Origin of the sequence: Methylopila capsulata (genome assembly GCF_016907975.1) — a bacterium.
GTDB lineage: Bacteria > Pseudomonadota > Alphaproteobacteria > Rhizobiales > Methylopilaceae > Methylopila > Methylopila capsulata.
On sequence record NZ_JAFBCY010000001.1, the window covers coordinates 1186624 to 1205418 of the forward strand.

Annotated in this window: 17 protein-coding genes; 15 read left to right on the forward strand and 2 right to left on the reverse strand. The window is 69.1% G+C overall.

Translation table 11 applies throughout. The features are described 5' to 3' along the window. Positions 1-37 precede the first annotated feature (37 nt). The 12 genes from JOD31_RS05635 to JOD31_RS05690 all read left to right on the forward strand — a co-directional run bounded on the left by JOD31_RS05635 (position 38) and on the right by JOD31_RS05690 (position 10310). Positions 38-334: a hypothetical protein gene (locus tag JOD31_RS05635; protein WP_204949272.1), complete on the forward strand. Its 297-nt coding sequence runs from the start codon at positions 38-40 to the stop codon at positions 332-334. Further along, positions 331-729 (forward strand): hypothetical protein, encoded by a 399-nt coding sequence (locus tag JOD31_RS05640; protein ID WP_204949273.1) that lies wholly within the window; start codon positions 331-333, stop codon positions 727-729. Before JOD31_RS05635 ends, JOD31_RS05640 begins: the two co-directional genes overlap by 4 nt. Positions 730-767: 38 nt before the next feature. Further along, a complete protein-coding gene (locus JOD31_RS05645; protein ID WP_246482333.1) occupies positions 768-938 on the forward strand; it encodes a hypothetical protein in 171 nt (56 codons plus the stop codon). Continuing rightward, positions 938-2365: an APC family permease gene (locus tag JOD31_RS05650; RefSeq protein WP_204949275.1), complete on the forward strand. Its 1428-nt coding sequence runs from the start codon at positions 938-940 to the stop codon at positions 2363-2365. The genes JOD31_RS05645 and JOD31_RS05650 overlap by 1 nt, the downstream gene beginning before the upstream one ends. Positions 2366-2369: 4 nt before the next feature. Next, the gene (locus JOD31_RS05655) at positions 2370-3089 is read left to right on the forward strand and encodes a hypothetical protein (RefSeq protein ID WP_204949276.1); all 720 of its coding nucleotides are present in this window, start codon (positions 2370-2372) and stop codon (positions 3087-3089) included. Continuing rightward, the gene (locus tag JOD31_RS05660; protein WP_204949277.1) at positions 3034-3372 is read left to right on the forward strand and encodes a hypothetical protein; all 339 of its coding nucleotides are present in this window, start codon (positions 3034-3036) and stop codon (positions 3370-3372) included. The genes JOD31_RS05655 and JOD31_RS05660 overlap by 56 nt, the downstream gene beginning before the upstream one ends. A 306-nt stretch (positions 3373-3678) precedes the next feature. Continuing rightward, positions 3679-5304 (forward strand): trimethylamine N-oxide permease, encoded by a 1626-nt coding sequence (locus JOD31_RS05665; protein WP_204949278.1) that lies wholly within the window; start codon positions 3679-3681, stop codon positions 5302-5304. A 107-nt stretch (positions 5305-5411) separates the two neighbouring features. Further along, positions 5412-6014, forward strand: coding sequence for a dimethylamine monooxygenase subunit DmmA family protein (locus tag JOD31_RS05670; RefSeq protein ID WP_204949279.1), 603 nt, complete (start codon positions 5412-5414; stop codon positions 6012-6014). Then, positions 6011-6973 (forward strand): PDR/VanB family oxidoreductase, encoded by a 963-nt coding sequence (locus tag JOD31_RS05675; protein ID WP_204949280.1) that lies wholly within the window; start codon positions 6011-6013, stop codon positions 6971-6973. Before JOD31_RS05670 ends, JOD31_RS05675 begins: the two co-directional genes overlap by 4 nt. Positions 6974-7022: 49 nt before the next feature. Continuing rightward, on the forward strand, positions 7023-8063 hold the full coding sequence (locus JOD31_RS05680; protein ID WP_204949281.1) for a heme-dependent oxidative N-demethylase family protein: 1041 nt from the start codon (positions 7023-7025) through the stop codon (positions 8061-8063). A gap of 117 nt (positions 8064-8180) precedes the next feature. Beyond that, positions 8181-9320: an aminomethyl transferase family protein gene (locus JOD31_RS05685; RefSeq protein WP_204949282.1), complete on the forward strand. Its 1140-nt coding sequence runs from the start codon at positions 8181-8183 to the stop codon at positions 9318-9320. Between the two features lie 150 nt (positions 9321-9470). Then, positions 9471-10310 (forward strand): TorF family putative porin, encoded by an 840-nt coding sequence (locus JOD31_RS05690; protein ID WP_204949283.1) that lies wholly within the window; start codon positions 9471-9473, stop codon positions 10308-10310. Positions 10311-10460: 150 nt separating this feature from the next. On the opposite strand, the gene JOD31_RS05695 is transcribed toward JOD31_RS05690, so the two are convergent. Beyond that, complete coding sequence (locus tag JOD31_RS05695) at positions 10461-12809, reverse strand: PAS domain S-box protein (protein WP_204949284.1); 2349 nt, start codon at positions 12807-12809, stop codon at positions 10461-10463. Positions 12810-13009: 200 nt separating this feature from the next. Here JOD31_RS05695 and JOD31_RS05700 point away from each other — a divergent pair, with 200 nt between their 5' ends. Genes JOD31_RS05700 through JOD31_RS05710 form a run of 3 tightly spaced genes read left to right on the forward strand, consistent with a single transcriptional unit; the run spans position 13010 to position 16784 of the window. Continuing rightward, a complete protein-coding gene (locus JOD31_RS05700) occupies positions 13010-13528 on the forward strand; it encodes a (2Fe-2S)-binding protein (RefSeq protein ID WP_204949285.1) in 519 nt (172 codons plus the stop codon). Then, complete coding sequence (locus JOD31_RS05705; protein WP_204949286.1) at positions 13525-14541, forward strand: FAD binding domain-containing protein; 1017 nt, start codon at positions 13525-13527, stop codon at positions 14539-14541. Before JOD31_RS05700 ends, JOD31_RS05705 begins: the two co-directional genes overlap by 4 nt. Before the next feature lie 14 nt (positions 14542-14555). Continuing rightward, positions 14556-16784 (forward strand): xanthine dehydrogenase family protein molybdopterin-binding subunit, encoded by a 2229-nt coding sequence (locus tag JOD31_RS05710; protein WP_204949287.1) that lies wholly within the window; start codon positions 14556-14558, stop codon positions 16782-16784. A 37-nt stretch (positions 16785-16821) separates the two neighbouring features. Here the strand turns inward: JOD31_RS05710 and JOD31_RS05715 are convergent, their stop codons facing one another. Continuing rightward, positions 16822-18390, reverse strand: coding sequence for a CYTH and CHAD domain-containing protein (locus JOD31_RS05715; RefSeq protein WP_204949288.1), 1569 nt, complete (start codon positions 18388-18390; stop codon positions 16822-16824). Between the last annotated feature and the right edge of the window lie 405 nt (positions 18391-18795).

The following is an 18795-nucleotide window of genomic DNA, read 5'->3' on the forward strand; positions in this document are numbered from 1 at the left end:
CTCCGCAGGAAAAACACTGCGGTTGGGGAGAACGTCTATGACGGAGCAAGACCCCCGCGTCCGAACCATGTTCGGGCGCGACCGAGCGGCTGCGTGGATCGCCGTCGCCCTTGTCTGGGCCACCTACGCCTTCGTGTTCTGGCGCATGACCGACGCCTTCGCCGCGACCGGCCTCACGGCCGTCATGGCGACGCTCGGCGGCGTCGTCCTCTTCCTCAACACCGCGGCCGTGCTGGCGCTGCTGCGGCACTACGAGGAGGACAAGGCGGCGATCTACGGCGCCGACATCTACTACCTCGACCGCATCGCCGCCGAGCGGAGGGTCGCCCGATGAGCCGGCGCCCCTACGAGCCGCCGGCGCAGTCGGTGGTCGGCCAGATCGTCGACGCGGTGCTGATGCTCGGCCTCGTCGTCGTCACCCTCTACCTGCCGTTGCTGCTCGGCCTCGCCGGCAGCGGCGCGACCACCACCGCCTACGACAACCCGAGCTGGGAGACGCTCAAGCAGAACCCGACCATGGCCGCGCAGTGGGAAAAGCTCGGCTTCACGCCGGACAGCGCCGCCGCGATCATCGGCGCACGGTTCGACTACAGCGTCTCCTGGATGGCCTTCGCCGTCACCGCGCTGGTGATCGTCGTCTACTTCGTCGCGATGCTCCGCTGGTCCGACAAGGAATACCGCGAGGTCATCGCGGAGCGCTTCGACGACGGCGAGCGTCCGTCGTCCTAAGCCGACCCGCCCTTTCTCCCCTATCGATGGAGCGCCGGATGCTGACGATGCTGAACCTCGGCGCCTGGGCGGTCTCGGCCGTCCTCGCGCTCTGGATGGCCTGGGACATGTTCAAGACGAACCGGTCCTACGGCGAGGACTACCTCACCTCCTCCGCGGAGGGCGACATCATCGACGCCGAGATGGCGGAAACGGCGGCGAGGACCTGATGACCGACATCAGCCACCCCATCGCCGGCGTCGCCGGCGCGACGTCCGCCGCGCCTGCTCCCCGCCGCGTCGCCTTGAAACGCGTGCTCGGCCCCGCCCACGTCTGGGGGCTCGGCGTCGGCATCGTGCTCGTCGGCGAGTTCATGGGCTGGAACTTCGCGGTCGGCAAAGGCGGCGCGATCGCGGCGCTCACCGCCTGCTGGCTCGCCGGGATCCTCTACACCTGCGTCGCGATGATCGACAGCGAGATCACCTCGACGGTCGCCGCCGCCGGCGGCCAGTACGCCCAGGCCAAGCACATCATCGGCCCGCTCGCCGCGTTCAACGTCGGGCTCTACCTCGTCATGGCCTACACCATGCTCGAGGTGTCGAACGCCATCGTCACGGGCGACCTGATCGAGGCCTTCTCCCACAACATGGGCCTCGTCGGCGACGTCGACAAACGCGCCTTCATGGTGCTGACGATCGTCTTCCTGTCGTGGCTGAACTACCGCGGCGTGCTGGCGACGCTGACGCTGAACCTCGTCATCACCGCCATCGCCTTCGCCGCCATCGTCACGCTGTTCGTCTACGCCCAGCCCTGGGCGCCGGGCGAAACGCTGAAGCACGATCAGCTTCTGACCGGCCTGCCCTACGGCGGCCTCGGCATCCTCGCGGCGATGCACTTCGGCCTGTGGTTCTACCTCGGCATCGAGGGCACCACGCAGGCCGCCGAAGAGGTGCGCTCGCCCGCCCGCGCGCTGCCGCTCGGCACGCTCACCGGCATCATGACGCTGCTGATCGCGGCGACGCTGACCTGGTACGTCGGCACAGGCCTGATGCCCTGGGAGTACCTCGGCCAAGCGGTGACCCCGCTCTACGACGCGGCCCGGCTCACCGGCAGCGCGCCGCTCGAGATCTTCCTGTTCTTCGGCACGCTGTTCGCAACCGTCGCCTCCGCCAACGGCTGCGTGAACGACGCCTCCCGCGCGTGGTTCGCCATGGGCCGCGACCGCTACATGCCAGTCTGGTTCGGGGCGGTGCATCCGACCTACCGCACCCCCTACCGCGCGATCGTGTTCTTCGCCCCGATCGCGATCCTGTTCGCGATCTCGACGCCGCTCGACCAGACGATCACCTTCTCGATCCTGTCCGGGCTCCTCGGCTACACCACCATGGCGCTCAGCATCGTGATGTTCCGCCGCAAGTGGCCGCTGGGCTCGATCCCCCGCGGCTTCGTGCACCCGCTGCATCCGCTGCCCGCCGTGCTGCTTCTGGTGCTGTGCTCCGTCACCTACGCCGCGGTCTTCCTCGGCTACGGCACGCAGTTGTTGGCGATGATGGCGTTCTACATCGCCGCCTCCGCCTGGTTCGTCCTGCACCGCTACAAGTATGTCCGGCGCGGCGACCAGTTCACCATGGCCTGGCCCAAGCCGAGGGGGTACTGAGCCCATGGCGGCCGCGCTCCTCGCGCTGGCCTTGGGCGTCGCGGTCCTGGCCGCGCTCGCCCTGCGGCGGGCGGGGCGCGCCGAGGCGCTTCGGCGGGCGGACCGGCTGGACGCCTGCGCCGATCTGCTCGACGGCGGCGTCCGCTCCCTCGATCCCGCGGGCGATCCCGTCCTGCGGGGCCGCTACGGAGGCGCCGACGTAGCGCTCCGGGTCTTCGCGGAGCAGCTCGCCTTCCGCCGCCTGCCGCAGCTCTGGCTCGTGGCGACCGTCCGCGCGGACCTTGCGACCTCCGCGACCCTCGACCTCGTCCGCCGGCCGACCGGCGCCGAATTCTTCTCGGTGGGCACCGCCCTGCCCCGTCGCTGCGCGCCGCCCGCCGGGTGGCCGCAGGACACCCGCCTCTGCGGCTCGGCCGACGCGGGCCTCCTGCTCGCCGCGCTGTCCGAGCGGCTCGCCGCGCCGCTCGCGGATCCCCGGCTGAAATCCATCCTCGTCACGCCCCGCGGCGTGCGGGTGGTCCGGCAGGCGGCGCAGGGGAGCCGGGGCGCCTACCTGCTGTTCCGCGACATGCGGTTTCCCGGCGGGGTGGCGCGCAGCGACGCTGCGGCCGCCCTCGACCTCGCCCACCAGATCGCCGCCGCCCTGACGCCAGCCACGAGAGACGCCCATGACCGTGACCCACTCGACCTCCGCGCTCCGGTCGACATCGTCCGCGCCGCGTGATCCGCGCCTCGTTCTCCTTGTCGGCGCGCTGCTGCCGGGCTTCGGGCATGTCCTGATCGGGCGCACGGCGCGCGGCCTCGGATTCGCGCTGTTCACCATCCTGCTCGGCTGGCTGACGGCGCGGGTCGCCAGTCCCGACGCCTCGCTCATCGGCCGTCATGCGGGTGGATTTTTCGTCTGGGCGCTGTCGCTGCCGGACGTCTATCGCGCCGCCCGGCTGGATTTCGAGCGCGCCCGACGGAGCGTTTCCGACGCCGGCGCCGGGCGAGACGCGTCCGCCTAATTTTTCCTCATGGGAAAAACTTTTGACAACGATCTGCAGACCTGCATGATCCCCCACCGAGGTCGCGCGACGTCGCGCGAAGGACGTCCGCGAGGACGAAGGGACCTTCGATGTTTGCTGTCTGGCCCGCCAGCCGCATGCCGCACGACGCCGGAGCGCACCGCGCCGGCGCCCGCCCCGCGACCTCATCGGCCTGCTCCGCGAGAACGCATCGCCGCGACGGGAACTCTCCCGCCGACGGCCGCCGCGGAGCGCGCCTGAACGTCCGGCCGACCGGCCGCGCGGTTTCTGGAACGGGGAAGAGCAATGAGCATCGCAACGGCCGATACGCCGGTCTCAGCCAACGACACGCACCAACTTAAACGGAACATCTCCTGGACAGGCGCCTTCTGGGTGGCGAGCGGCGTGCCGCCGCTGGTCCTGTTCTCGATCGGCGGCATCGCCGGCACCACCGGCACGCCCGCCTTCGCCATCTGGGCGGCGTCCATGATGATGGGCTTCCTGCAGTCCTTCGTGTACGCGGAGATCGCAGGCCTGTTCCCCAACAAGTCCGGCGGCGCCTCGATCTACGGCGCGGCCGCCTGGGTGCGCTACGCCAAACCGATCGCGCCGCTGTCGGTGTGGTGCAACTGGTTCGCGTGGTCGCCGGTGCTGTCGCTCGGCTGCTCGATCGCCGCGGGCTACATCCTCACCGCCGTCGCGCCTGACGCGACCTCCTCGATCCGCACCTTCACGCTCGTCTCCGGCTCGCTCGGCCCGGTCTCGTTCTCGCTGAACTCCGCCTTCTTCATCGGCGCGGCGCTGATGCTCGGCACCTTCGCCGTGCAGCACCGCGGCATCCTGGGCACCGCCCGGGTGCAGAAGGTGGTCGGCGTTCTGGTGATCGTGCCGCTCGTCATCGTCGGCGTCGCGCCGCTGCTGCAGCACGGCGTGAACTGGTCGAACTTCCAGCCCTTCGTGCCGCTCGCGGAAGCCTACAAGCCGGAGCCCGGCGCGTGGAACATCCCCGGCTGGACGCTGGTGCTGGGCGGCATGTTCATCGCGGCCTGGTCGACTTACGGCTTCGAGACCGCGATCTGCTACACGAGCGAGTTCAAGGATCCCGCCAAGGACACCTTCAAGGCGATCTTCTTCTCCGGCCTGCTCTGCATCGCCGTGTTCGTGATCGTGCCCTTCACCTTCCAGAGCGAACTCGGCCTCACCGGGATGCTCGAGACCCCGATCGTCGACGGCTCCGGCGTGGCGGCCGCGCTCGCGCACATGGTCGGCGGCGGGCCGATCATCGAGAACGCGCTGGTCATGCTCATGATCCTCGCGCTGATGCTCTGCCTGATGACCGCGATGGCGGGCTCGTCGCGCACGCTCTACCAGGGCTCGGTCGACGGCTGGCTGCCGAAGTACCTGTCCTACGTGAACCACCACGGCGCGCCGACCAACGCCATGTGGACGGACCTCGCCTTCAACCTGGTCCTGCTCGCGATCGCCTGCGCCGACGCCACCTCGTTCTTCTTCATCCTGGCGGTGTCGAACTGCGGCTACATCATCTTCAACTTCCTGAACCTGAACTCCGGCTGGATCCACCGCATCGACAGCGGCCACATCCCGCGGCCCTACAAAGCGCCGACCTTCATCATCGCCCTCGGCGCTGTGTTCGCCTTCGTCAACGCCGTCTTCATGGGCGCGGGCGCCAAGGTCTGGAACCCGAACGCGCTGTGGGCCGGCCTGATCACCGCGGCCTTCATCATCCCGGTCTTCTTCTTCCGGCACTACGTGCAGGACAAGGGCAAGTTCCCGGCGAAGATGCTCGAGGACCTGCAGGTCGGCGGCGAGGTCGGCGCCAAGATGCCGAAGAAGGCGGGCGTGCTGCCGTACGTCACGCTGCTGGCGGGCGTCGCGACCGTGCTGATCGCGAACGCCGTGTTCCAGTTCTGACGCGCTCGCCCGGCCCCGGGGCGACATCGCTCCGGGGCCGGGCCTCGCCGGACCGCGGACGGTTCCGCGGTCCGTCCTGACGATTTCTCGACGCTGGTTCAGAAGACATGCTGGTTTCCAACATCAAAAGCCGTCCGGTCTATGGAGGCCTGAAGGTCGACGACGCGGCGCGGCGCCATCTGGTGGCGGCCGAGGGCGAAGGCGCCCTCGCGGCGCTCGCGGCCTTCACGGGCCGCCCTGAAGCGATCGCCCGCGCCACCGTGCTCTATTCTCCCGGTGGTTCGGCGCCGCAAGACCACGCGGCCAAGCTCGGGGCGCTCGGCTTCGACGACCTCTTCGTCATGCCGTCGCAGCCGACGCTGATCACCCGCCTCAACGTCATCCTCGCGACCGCCACCATGGGCGCGCGGCTCTACGCGGCGGGCGTCGAAGGCTTCATCGGCTCGGTGGTCGCGGCCGGGATGGCTCACGGGATCGACCAGGCGTCGATCCGGACCGAACACCGCGGCTCGCTCGCCCGCCGGGTGCAGTGCGTCCACTGCAAGGGAATGACGGACAACGTGACCGTGTCGCCCGTCGTCTGCAGCCATTGCGGCATCCCGCTGCTCGTGCGCGACCACTTCTCGCGCCGACTCGGGGCCTTCCAGGGCGTCTCGATCGACGCGGAGACGCCGGGCGACGTCCCGCCGGCTGAGGAGCTCTACGCATGAGCGGCGGCGTCGAGATCCCCGTGCGCGTCGTCGCGATCGAGCAGGCGACGCCGACGGTGAAGCGCTTCAGCCTCGCCGCGCGCGACGGTTCGCCCCTGCCGGTCTTCTCCGCCGGCGCCCATGTGGTCGTCGCGATGGACGCGGACGACCGGCGCATCAAGAACCCCTACTCGCTGATCGACCGCTCTGCCGACGGCTCGACCTACCGCATCGGCGTGCTGCGCACGCCGCAGTCGCGCGGCGGCTCGGTCTTCATGCACGACCGGGTCGCGGTCGGCTCCGAGCTGACGATCACCATGCCGGTCAACCTGTTCCCGCTGAACCGGACCGGCCGCAAACACCTGCTGGTCGCCGGCGGCATCGGCGTCACGCCGATCTACGCCATGGCGGAGGAGCTCGCGCGCCAGAGCGTCCCTTACGAGATCCACTACGCCATGCGCGACGCGGCCCATGGCGCCTTCGCCGACGAGCTGGTCGCGCGTCATGGCGACAAGGTTCGGCTCTACCGCGACGACGCCCGAGAGGTGATCGCGGTCGACCGCATCCTCCCCAACCAGCCGCTCGGCACGCATCTCTACGTCTGCGGCCCCGAGGGGATGATCAACGCGATTCTCGCGGGCGGCCGCGCGGCCGGCTGGCCGGAGGAGAACCTTCACGCCGAACGCTTCCTCGCCCCTCCCGGCGGCTCGCCTTTCGCGCTCACGCTCGCGAAGGCCGGGATCACCACCGAGGTGCGCGGCGACCAGAGCCTGCTCGAGGCGATCGAGGCGACAGGCGTCGACGCACCCTTCCTGTGCCGCGGCGGCGCCTGCGGCCAGTGCGAGACGAAGGTCGTCTCCGCCGACGGCGAACTCGTCCACAACGACCACTTCCTCTCGGACGAGGAGAAGGCGTCGGGCGCGAAGATCATGACCTGCGTCTCGCGCCTGCAGGGCCGCGAGCTGGTGCTGGACCTGTGACGATGGCGCGCGCCACGAATGCTCACGAACTGAAGGCCGGAGGCCCCCGATGACCATCCAGTTCAAGAACGAAACGTTCCGGGACGACTTCACCTTCTCGAACTCGCCGGAGGCGATCCATCGCTTTCCGTTCCCGTTCGACAAGGACCAGTACATGTACGCGGTCAACATCGAGCAGCACATGCCCGGGCCGGCGAAGTCCGCGACCGAGTTCCCGATCGACATCGACGAGCACTACGTCTCCGAGATGCGCGACCGGGCGCTGGTGCTGAAGGCGGACCCGCTGCGCTGCCAGTCGCAGCCGCACATGATCACGGCGGAATGGGACCTCGTCGAACTCCTGATGGAGTCGATGGCGAAGCACTACCCCGAGCACTTCACGCTGACCCGCGACGGCGACCGCTGGCATTGGATCAACCGGCCGCTGGAGATCGACCAGACCTTCACCTTCGGCGACGCGGCCACGCTGCCCCTGCCGCCGATGGAGTACGTCACGCGGCAGTGCCAGGGCGATTTCTGCCTGCTCGACCAGCGCAACGACAACCTCTGGATGGACGCCGGCATCGTCACGACGCAGGCGGACTGGTCGCTCGACTTCGACATGGGCATGAACTTCATGGAGTGGCACGGGCCGGTGCCGCTGGCCCACGACATGGGCGTGTTCGACCGGGCGCTGAAGTTCCTGCTGAACCTGCAGCAGGGCCGGCCGGTGCGCCGGCTGAACTGGACGATGACCGTCAACCCGCGGCTCGACACCTCGCCGGAGAACTACCACGCCTGGGGGATCGACCGGACCACGGTGACGCCCGAGAACGTCGGCGACAAGGTTCATCTGCGGGTGGAGCTGCAGGCGCTGTGGCGGCTGCCGCGCTCCAACGCGATCGTGTTCTCGATCCGCTGCTACCTCATCAAGATGGAGGAGCTGGTGACGATCCCGAAATGGGGCCGGCGCCTGCACCGGGTGCTGCGCGACCTGCCGCCGGAGCTCGTGGACTACAAGGGCCTGACCCGGTTCCGCGACACGACGGTCGACTACCTCGCGCGTCACGACGACGGCGCGCCGACCTCGCCGGGCTTCTTCCCGGACTGACGCGCCCCGCGCCGCGCGCGGCGCCCCATCACATCCCGGCTTTCTCGACCCGGGCGGCCCGCCCGGTCGCCCCAGGGGCCGCTCGAGCCTCGTCATCCACCGGAAGGAACCGCCGCCATGGCCACAACCGCTGAAGACTTCCCGCGCAAGAACGCGCTGTTCTCCCGCCATCGCGACCTGGGCTCGCCGCTCGACAGCGACTGGAACGGCATGCCGATCCCCCAGAACTACGCGACCGACCCCTACGAGGAGGTCGCGATCGTCCGCTCCAAGGCCGGTCTGTTCGACGTCTCCGGGCTGCGGATGATCAACGTGTCGGGGCCGGACGCGGTGAAGGTCCTGAACCACATGCTGACCTCCAACATCGACGCGCTGGCGCCCGGCCAGTCGGCGATCTCCAACATCGTCAACGCGGACGGGGCGCTGATCGACGACGTGCTGGTCTACCGCGACGGTCCGGACGCGTATCGGCTGAGCCATGGCGGCGGCGCGCTGGAAGAGGTCATCGACGAGTTCTTCGTGGGCTCCGACGCGAGCTGGGAGAAGGATGACGACGTCCACATCCTCTCGCTGCAGGGCCCGCTCGCGCTCGAGATCCTGGACCCGCACACGCCGTTCGACCTCACGACGCTCAAGTATTTCGAACACGCCAGGACCGAACTGTTCGGCAAGCGCGTCTCGCTCGCCCGCGGCGGCTACTCGGCCGAACGCGGCTACGAAGTGTTCTGCTCCGCCGCCGACGCCCCGATTCTCTGGGACGCAATCATGGAGGCCGGCAAACCCTACGGCGTGTGCGCCGCGTCGTGGTCCTGCCTCGACATCGTGCGAGTCGAGGGCGGATTGCTGTTCTTTCCGTTCGACATGCCGCAGGGAGATACCACCCCTTGGGAGGTCGGCGCCGACTGGACCGTCGACCTCGGCAAAGCCGACTTTCACGGCAAAGCCGCACTTGCCGCAAAAAAGGGCAAGGAGCGGGTCGCGCAGGTCGGACTCGAGATCGACGCCTATGAAGCGATCGAACCCGGCGCAAAGATCTACAAAGATGGCGCGGAAGTGGGCATCGTTAACAGCACCACTTACAGTAAGCATCTGATGAAATCCATCGCGCTCTGCCACGTCGCGCCAGCACTTAAGGCGCTTGGAACGCCTCTCACCGTGAAGTCGTCGCTTGGCGAATTCCCGGCCCACATCGTGCGGACGCCGTTCTACGACCCTCATCGGCTGCGCACCCACCCGCTCGACGAACGGGTTGCATGACGACGTCTTTTCGTCGCCATAGGTGTGGCGGAAAAGCATCTATCGGGTGACCGTCGCGTCAAAGCACAAAAATGGGGCTCGACTTAACGTCGGGCCTCCCCGATTTTGACTGCAACGAACTGAGGTTCCTTGCGCTTTTGGGGAAGAGTTATGAAGACTGTCACGGGGTTTGCTTTTACGACGCTGCTTTCGGCCACGGCCGGCCTGTCCGCCATGTCCGTCGCGTCGGCGGCTGACCTTGGGTATCCCGAGGCGGCTGTGATCGAGTCGGCTCCGTCGCCGATCGACGTCGCGTTCGGCGTCAAGTTCACCACGGACTACGTGTTCCGCGGCGTGACGCAGAGCAAGGGCGACCCGGCCATTCAGGGCTACGCCGAGCTGCAGGCCTTCGATTGGGTCTACGCCGGCATCTGGTCGTCGAGCGTCAACGGTTTCGCCACCGACCCGGCCGCTGAGGTCGACTTCTACGCCGGCCTGCGTCACACTTGGGATGCCTTCACCCTCGACGTCGGCGGCCTGTACTACTACTACCCGGGCGAAGAAGGCCCGAAGCGCTTCCAGCTGGACTACTGGGAGATCTACGCCAAGCCGAGCTACGCTTTCGGCAACTTCGGCTCGATCACCGGTAACGTCTACTGGACCAGCGACTTCGTGAACACGGGCGCTGACGGCACCTACCTGTCGGCGATCGCCAAGGTCAATCTTCCGCTCGAGACCATTCCGGATGTGTCGTTCTACGTGTCCGGCGAGCTCGGCAAGCAGTGGATCGGCAAGACCGACAACAAGTACGGCAACGTGAACCTCGTCAACTACCTGACCTGGAACGCTGGCATCGGCGCGACCTACAAGGCCGCGACCCTCGAGTTCCGTTACTCCGACAGCGACCTGTCGCGGAACGACTGCGCGATCAACAACGGCGCCCGCTGGGTTTGCGGCGACCGGTACATGGTCAGCCTCTCGTTCGACACCGCCTTCAGCAAGCTGAAGTGATCGGCGCCGCCTGACGGCGGCCCCTTTTGAAACGACCGCGCCGCGCTCCCCAGGAGCGCGGCGTTTTCGTTTGCCGCGTTGAAACATTGGGGTGGTGGCGGCGACATCGCGTCCGCGGGGCCACCGGCGCTCGGACGCCCGGGTCGGGGGTCAGCTCTGATCCTGCAGCCGATCGAGCGCGACGTCGAGCGTGCACACCACGCCGGTCGGCGGGTAGTCCAGCCGCACGGCGCCGTCGAGCTGGCTCGCCAGACCGCGTTCGAGAAGCCGAACGCCGAACCCCTTGCGAGTCGGAGTCCCGACTTCGGGTCCGCCGCTCTCCTCCCACACGAGGCGGACGATCTGGCGTCCCGGAGCGCCGGCGAGCGCCCACTTCACGGAGACCACGCCTTCGGGCGCGGACAGCGCTCCGTACTTCGCCGCGTTGGTGCCGAGTTCGTGCATCATCAGCACGAGCGGCAGAGCGGCCTTTTGACCGACTAGCACCACAGGCCCGTCGACCGTCAGGCGTTCCGGACCATCGAGATGGCTCTTGAGAGCCTCGACGACCACCGCTTCCAGAGGCGCGGCGGACACCGCCCCTCCGAGCAGAACGTCGTGCGCGCGCCCGAGCGCCACCAGCCGGCCCTCGAGAACGCGGCTCGCGCCCTCGATCGTGCTCGCGCCTCGCATGGTCTGCGAGGCGATTGCCTGAACGAGCGCCAGCAGGTTCTTCATGCGGTGGCTGAGCTCCTGGTTCAGGAGCCTCTGCCGCTCTTCCGACAAGGCGCGCGCGGCCGCGGCCGCGGCTTGGTCGGCGGCCATCCGCACGAAAGCCACCGCGCCCGTCGTCCAGTCCCGGGGGTCGGCGGCGTGGAGGAAGAACACCGACGCGAGACTGCCGCGCTCGCGGATCGGGACGTGCAGCATCGCGCGGATTCCGATCGCGGCGTAGTCCGCGGCGTGGTCCGCCGTGCGGGGATCGGCGGCGACGTCCGCGATCGCGAAGGCGTCGTCATGGTCGAGGGCTGCGGCGAGATCACCGAACCGATCGAGCGCATGCACGCCGACGCCGCTTGCGAGATCGCCCGCCCGCCAGTCCGCCTTGACTTCGACCTCCGCCCCACGGGGATCGACCGTGCCGAAGCTCACCCGTGACAGACCGAGCGTGCGCCCGACGACCTCGCAGGCGACGCCGGCGATCACGCGCTCGTCGCGTTGGTCGCGCATGCGGACGCCGAGCTCGGCCAGCGCGGCCTTGCAGGCCTTATCCTCGCGCTCAGCGGTCACGTCCTCGATCATCGCGGTTGTCTGGATGCTTCCGCCCGCGAGCCGGCGCGAGACGAGATTCACCCGCGCCCAGATGATCCGCCCGTCGGCGCGACGGTAGCGCTTCTCGAGCAGCACGGTCATCAGCTCGCCGCGCGCCAGCCGCCCGTGCAGCTCCCTGCGCTCGGCGTCGTCCTCGTCGGGCGTCCAGCGCGCCACGGACTGCCCGAGAATCTCCTCCTTGCTCGCGCCCCAGATCTCGCAGAGCTTGTCATTCACCCGAAGCGCGCGCGCGGTCACCGGGTCGAGCTGCACGATGCCGACGTTCGCGCCCTCGAACACGGAGCGGAACTGCTCCTCCGCTTCGGCCCGCTCGGTGAGGTCGAGCATCGCGCCGATCGCCCGGATGGCCGCGCCCTGCGTGTCGCGCACCGCCGTACCCCGGTCGAGCACCATCGCGTAGCTGCCGTCGGCGCGGCGAAAACGGTACTCGCTGCGCCATTCCGCGCCGCCGGCGTCCAGAAAGGCGTGGATGTCCGCGCTCACGCGGGGCCGGTCGTCGGGGTGGACGTGGTCGATCCACCACGCGCCCGTGGGTTCGACGTCCTCCAGCCGATGGCCATAGGCGGAGGTCAGGGCCTCGTTCCAGATCACCTGATCGGCGAGCAGATCCCAGTCCCAGATCGCATCGTGGGTCACATGGCCCACGAGGTGGTAGCGCCGGAAGGCCTCGTCCCCGCTCGCGATCGCGCGGCGCAGCGCGAGCTGGGCTTCGACCTGGCGTCCGAGCGCCTTCAGGATCCTTTCCTGCCCGGGCGTCACGCCCTCGGGCCTCGGCTTGACGTCGAGCACGCAGAGCGTTCCGAGCGCGTGCCCCTCGGGGCTGCGCAGCACCGCGCCGGCGTAGAACCGCAGATGGGGGTCGTCGACGACGAGCCGGTTCGCGCGGGTGCGCGGATCGTCGAGGAGGTCGGGGATGACCAGCGTCTCGCGCTCGCTCAGGGCGTGCGCGCAGACCGACCGATCGATTGGCGTCTCCTCGGCGTCCAGGCCGATCCGGGCTTTGAACCACTGCCGGTCGCCGCCCACGAAGCTGACGAGCGCCATCGGCGCGCCCAACGCCTCGGCGGCGATGGCGACGAGATCGTCGAATCCCTTCTCGGGCGGCGTGTCGAGAATGGCGTAGCTCGCCAGCGCGGCCAGCCGCTGGGGATCGGCGACGTCCGCTGGGTCGGGAACGCGGTCGGGCATTGGTCCTGAGGAATGTCATCGAGGGCGCCAGGCTTCGCGCGAAGCCGGTGGCCGCACGATAGCCGACCGTCGGTAAGCCGCAAACAGCATTTGCCGCGCCGACGCCCCAGCGATTTCGCTTGCCCGGGAACCGCCTCGCGCTTCGAATTGTTTCAGTTCTAAATCCCGGCGCCGCCGCGCCGCTTTGCCAGGAGCATCCGATGGAACTTGACCGGCTCGCCGCCGCTGAACCGAACCCCGTGTCCATCGCGCTCACCGTCAACGGCGTCGAACGCAGGCTGGACGTCCCGCCGACCGTGACCCTTCTCGATCTCCTGAGGGAAAGGCTCGACCTCACGGGAGCCAAGAAGGGATGCGATCAAGGCCAGTGCGGCGCCTGCACGGTGCTCGTCAACGGGCGCCGTGTGAACGCCTGCCTTCAGCTCGCAGTGATGAACGACGGCGCCGAGATCACCACGATCGAAGGCGTCGGCCAACCGGACGCCCTGCACCCGCTGCAGGAGGCCTTCATCGCCCACGACGCCTTTCAGTGCGGCTACTGCACTCCCGGACAGATCTGCTCGGCCCTCGGGATGATGAGCGAGGGCCACGCGAAGACCGCGGCGGAGATCCGGGAGCTGATGAGCGGCAACCTCTGCCGCTGCGGAGCCTATGGGAACATCGTGGATGCGATCGAGGACGTGATGGGCCGAAGCGCCTTCAAGGAGGCCGCGGAATGATGAACTTCAGCTACACCCGCGCCGAGACCGTGGCCGACGCCATCGCGGCCGTCGCCGCCGACCCTGGGGCCCGCTTCATCGCCGGCGGCACCAATCTCGTCGACCTGATGAAGTACGACGTGATGAAGCCCGAGAGGCTGGTGGACATCACGCGCCTGCCGCTGCGGGAGATCGAGGCGACGGACGCCGGCGGCCTCCGGATCGGCGCGCTGGTTCCGAACTCCGACCTCGCCTACGACGCGCGCATCCAGCGCGACTATCCGCTGCTCGCCAGCGCCATCCTGGCCGGCGCATCCGCCCAATTGCGGAATGCGGCGACCACCGGCGGCAACCTGCTCCAACGGACCCGTTGCTACTACTTCTACGACGTCGCGACGCCCTGCAACAAACGCGAGCCCGGCTCCGGCTGCGCCGCGAAGACCGGGGTGAACCGCGTGAACGCGATCCTCGGAACGAGCGAGGCGTGCATCGCGACCCATCCCTCCGACATGTGCGTCGCGCTCGCGGCCTTGGAAGCGAGCGTCCATGTCGAAGGCCCGAACGGTCCTCGCGTCGTGCCCTTCGCCGAGTTTCATCGCCTGCCCGGCGACGCCCCGCAGAACGACAACACCCTGGCCCATGGCGAGATGGTCGTCGCCGTGGAGCTGCCCGCGCCGCGGTTCGGGCGGAACCACACCTATCTGAAGCTCCGCGACCGGCTGTCCTACGCCTTCGCCCTGGTGTCGGTCGCCGCCGCTCTGGACATGGACGGCGACGTGATCGTCGACGCCCGCATCGCCCTCGGCGGCGTCGCGCACAAGCCCTGGCGCGTGACCGACTCGGAAGCGCTGCTGAAGGGGAAACCGGCAACGCCGGACAGCTTCGGCGCGGCGGCCGACGCGATCCTGTCCGGCGCGACAGGCTACGGCGGCAACGACTTCAAGATCGAACTCGCGCGGCGGGCCGTTGTCCGCGCTCTCGCGCAGGCCGTGGCGGGCGAACCGCAGGTTCAGTCCGACAAGTCCGTGAACTGACGGGAGATCCACTGATGTCCAACGTCCATCCCTATGTCGGCCGCGCGAAGTCGCGCGTCGATGGCCCCCTCAAGGTCTCCGGCCTCGCCCGTTACGCGGCCGAGTTCACCGCCCCCGATCTCGCCTACGCCGCCGCGGCGCCGAGCGCGATCGCCAAGGGACGCATCACCTCGCTCGACGTCTCCGCGGCCCTCGCGGCGCCCGGCGTGATCGAGGTGCTGAGCCATGAGAACAAGCTCGCCTTTCCCGAGGACGACGAACCGTTCAAGAACGACATGGTCGCGGTGCCGGGAAGCCCGTTCCGTCCGTTCCGCGACGATCGTATCCACTACAGCGGTCAGGCGATCGCGCTGGTGGTGGCAGACACCCATGAGAACGCGCGCCACGCCGCGACTTTGGTCAAGGCGACCTACGACGCCGAAACGCCGAACGTCGATGTGGCGGCGGCCAGCCACTACCAGCCTCCGGAGCCCCGCGACGGCATTCCGCCCACGCCCGAGCCGCGCGGCGACGCCGCCGGCGCCTTCGCCGGCGCGCCGATCAAGGTGTCCGCCGACTACCGTGTGGTGGCGGAACACCACAATCCGATGGAGCTCCAGGCGACGACGGTAGTCTGGGAGGGCGACGGCCGTCTGCTGGTGCACAACAAGACGCAAGGCGTCGTGAACCCGAAGAACTACATCTGCTCGGTGTTCGAGCTCGACGCAGAAAAGGTGCGCTTCGTCTCGCCGTTCGTCGGCGGCGCCTTCGGCATGGCGCTGCGGCCGCACTACGACGTCTTCCTCGCCGTGATGGCGAGCCTCAAACTTGAACGCTCGATCCGCCTGGTGCTGACGCGCGGGCAGATGTTCACCATGGGCTGGCGGCCGGACTGCCTGCAGACGGTGTCATTCGGCGCGGACGCCGGCGGACGGCTGACGTCGATCCAGCACCACGCGATTCAGGCGACCTCGCACTACGAGGACTACCAGGAGCCGATCGTGAACTGGTCGGGCTTCCTCTACGACTGCGACAACGTCGCTCTGAAATACGAACTCGGGAAAATCGACACTCCGACCCCGTCCGACATGCGAGCCCCCGGCGCCACCACCGGCGTGTTCGCGCTGGAGTGCGCGATGGACGAGCTGGCCTACGCGGCGCAGGTCGACCCGGTCGAGCTCCGGCTGATGAACTACTCAGACCGCGACAAGAACGACGACAAGCCGTTTTCGTCCAAGGAGCTGCGCGAGGCCTACCGGCTGGGCGCCGAGCGGTTCGGCTGGTCGAAGCGCTCGCCCGAGCCGCGCTCAATGCTGGAGGGCCGCGAGCTGATCGGCTACGGCATGGCGACCGGCTGTTGGGAAGCGATGACGATGCCGCACAAGGCGCGCGCCACGCTGACCGCCGACGGCAAGCTCGAGGTCGCCTGCGCGACCGCCGACATCGGCACCGGGACCTACACGATCCTCGCGCAGATCGGCGCCGACGCGCTCGGGCTCGACATTGCGGACGTGACCTCGAAGGTCGGCGACACCGCCCTGCCGATGGCCCCGGTCGAGGGCGGGTCCTGGGCGGCGGCGTCGGCCGGCTCAGCCGTCAAGGACGCCTGCGAGACGCTGAAGGCCGAGCTGCTCAATCACGCCCGCGGGATCGACGGATCGCCCCTCGCCAACGCGGCGCTGGACCACGTCGTCTTCGCCAACGGGCGCATCGCGCTCGCCGCCGATCCATCGAAGGCGGTGTCGTTTGCGGAGATCCTGAAGGGCGCGGGCCGCGACGCGCTCGACGCCGACGGCGGCTACGAGCCGGACAAGGATTTCGCCAAGACCTACGCAGGCTACACCCACGCCGCCTGCTTCGTGGAAGTGCGCGTCGACGAGGACCTTGGCGTCGTGCGCCTCGCCCGCGTGGTGAGCGCGGTCGCCGCGGGCAAGATCCTGAACCCGCTCACCGCGCGCAGCCAGATCCTCGGCGGCGTGGTGATGGGCTGCGGCATGGCGCTCCACGAGGAGACCCTGTGGGACAAGACCCTCGGCCGCGTGATGAACGCAAGTCTCGGCGAGTATCACGTGCCGGCGCACGCCGACATTCCCGACATCGATGTCATTTTCGTCGACGAGGAGGACGGCAGCAATCCGCTCGGCGTGAAGGGCCTCGGCGAGATCGGGATCGTGGGAACGGCGGCCGCGGTCGCGAACGCCATCTTCCACGCCACCGGCAAGCGCGTGCGGGAGCTGCCGATCACGATCGACAAGCTGCTCTGATCGGCGCCGCGGAGCGCGACGGGATCGCCGCGCTCCCTTACTTCCAGAAGATCTTGGCGTCCCGCAGCTTCCGCAGACGCTGGTCGGCCTCGGCCAGAGGCGCGTGCGCGCGACCGTCCGTCGATCCGGCGATCATGCCTGCGGCGAGCCCGAGCGCGGCCTCCCCGCGCTTCACCGCATCGTGGCCGATGCGGAGAGCGAGGGGTCCCGCGGTCGCGATGTCGTTCAGCGCTCCGAGCGTGTCGAGCAGCTTCTTCAGCCGCCGGTCGAACCGCTCGAACCGGCGCTCGGTCCGGGCGGTGCGCTGGTAGAGCGGCGCGAAAAAGCCGGCGGCGTAGCGCAGGGCCTTGGCCTCGATGCGGGCGCCGTGGCGCTTCTCCGGGCTCAGCCGCACCAACCCCTTCGCCTTCTTCTCGAACTTCGCAAAGCGCGCCGACAGAACCTCCGCGGCGAAGGCCTCGATCGCAGTCGCGCGGATCGCCGCGGTCTCGGGCGCCGTCCGCCAGGCCCCCACCGCCATCCACTCCGCGAGATCGAACAGGGCCGCGCGCGCCCGCGGCGAGCGCAACGCCTCCAGCGCGACGGCGTAGGCCTGCGTCCTCTCCGCCTCGACCTTCGCCGCAAGCGGGCTGACATCGACATGCCGTCCGGCGCCATCGAGCGCGCTTTCGGCGAAGACGTCGAGATCACGCGCGGCGCCCAGCGCATGCGCGAGCCATTTGATCTCGGCCGCAACCACGGGAAGCCGCACGTCGGACAGCGCCGGCCGGAAGATCTTCAGCGCCGAGCGCAGGCGCCGCAGCCCGACCCGCGCCTGGTGCACCGCCTTGTCGTCGCCGCCGGCGAGCAGCGCGTCCTCGTTGCCGCGGAACTGGCGGACGCATTCGGCGAGCACCGCGACCGCGGCCGTCGCGACGTCCATGTCGGCCCTCACCGGCGACGGCCCCGCCGACACAGCGCCCAGGGACTCCGCCGCGGCCAGGCGGAAGCCGCGCGCGGACTTCGACAGCGTGCCGAGCCGCAACGGCGCGTGGGCGGCGAGGTCGCGCGCGAGCACGAACAGCGCGTCGGGTTCGCCGCGCTTGAGCTCCAGTTCGAGTTCGGAGAACGCCGCGGCCCGCCCGCCCGCATCCACATCGGCGTCGTCGAGCGCGACCTCGATCACCGCGTCGTCGCGGGTGACGTCGAAGACCGTCCGCCGGACCAGCGTCGCCACGACCGGCGCGAGGTCGTCTCCGGTGACCACACGCCCGACGACCGCTTCGACGAGGGCCGCCTCCTCCGCATCGAGCGCGGGAACGTCGGCGTAGACGCGGCGCTCGCGTTCGAGCCGATCCGATACCCCGGCCCCCACCTCCCCCTGCTTCAGCGTCTGAACGCGCCACCGCCCTTCCCTCCGGACCCGCAGCGTGACGCCCGCCGCCGCTAGCGCGTGGTCCGCCGTGTCGAAATAGGTGCTCAGAAGCTTCGCCGTCCGAGGGCGCCGCACGGCGCCGGGCGTGTCCGCCAGCCGATCGGCCAGAACGGCGAGGTCCTCGCGCCCCACGTCGAACTTGAGCTCCCGCTCGCGGGGGTCGGACAGGGCCGGGGCGGCGACGTTCGGCATGCGCTGGGCTCCTCCAGGCGGACCGGCCTGGCGACGACCGCCGCGCCGCGTCCGCGAAGACATGCGCGCATTGCCGTCGTGTGACGCTGTCATGATCAAGCACGGCCTTCGCGCAGGCGCCTCGCGCAAATCACCGAGGGCGGCGACCGCACCCTGGACCGAAAGTCCCGGCGCAACCCTCGCGTCGCGAGGAAGACCATTGATTCAATTACTTAGGGTTTTCGCCTAGAGCGTCACGGCCTTCCGCTGCGTCGCAGCACGGCTTTTCCACCGGCCGCCCACAGCCCCGCATTTTTTCGTGTGACGCCGTGTTGACAGCTTCGGAGCGTGCGGCCTATATAGCGGCACACCGGCGGCGGGGCCTGAGGGTTCCGGCGGCGGCGAGTTAGTCTCCTGACATTGGGC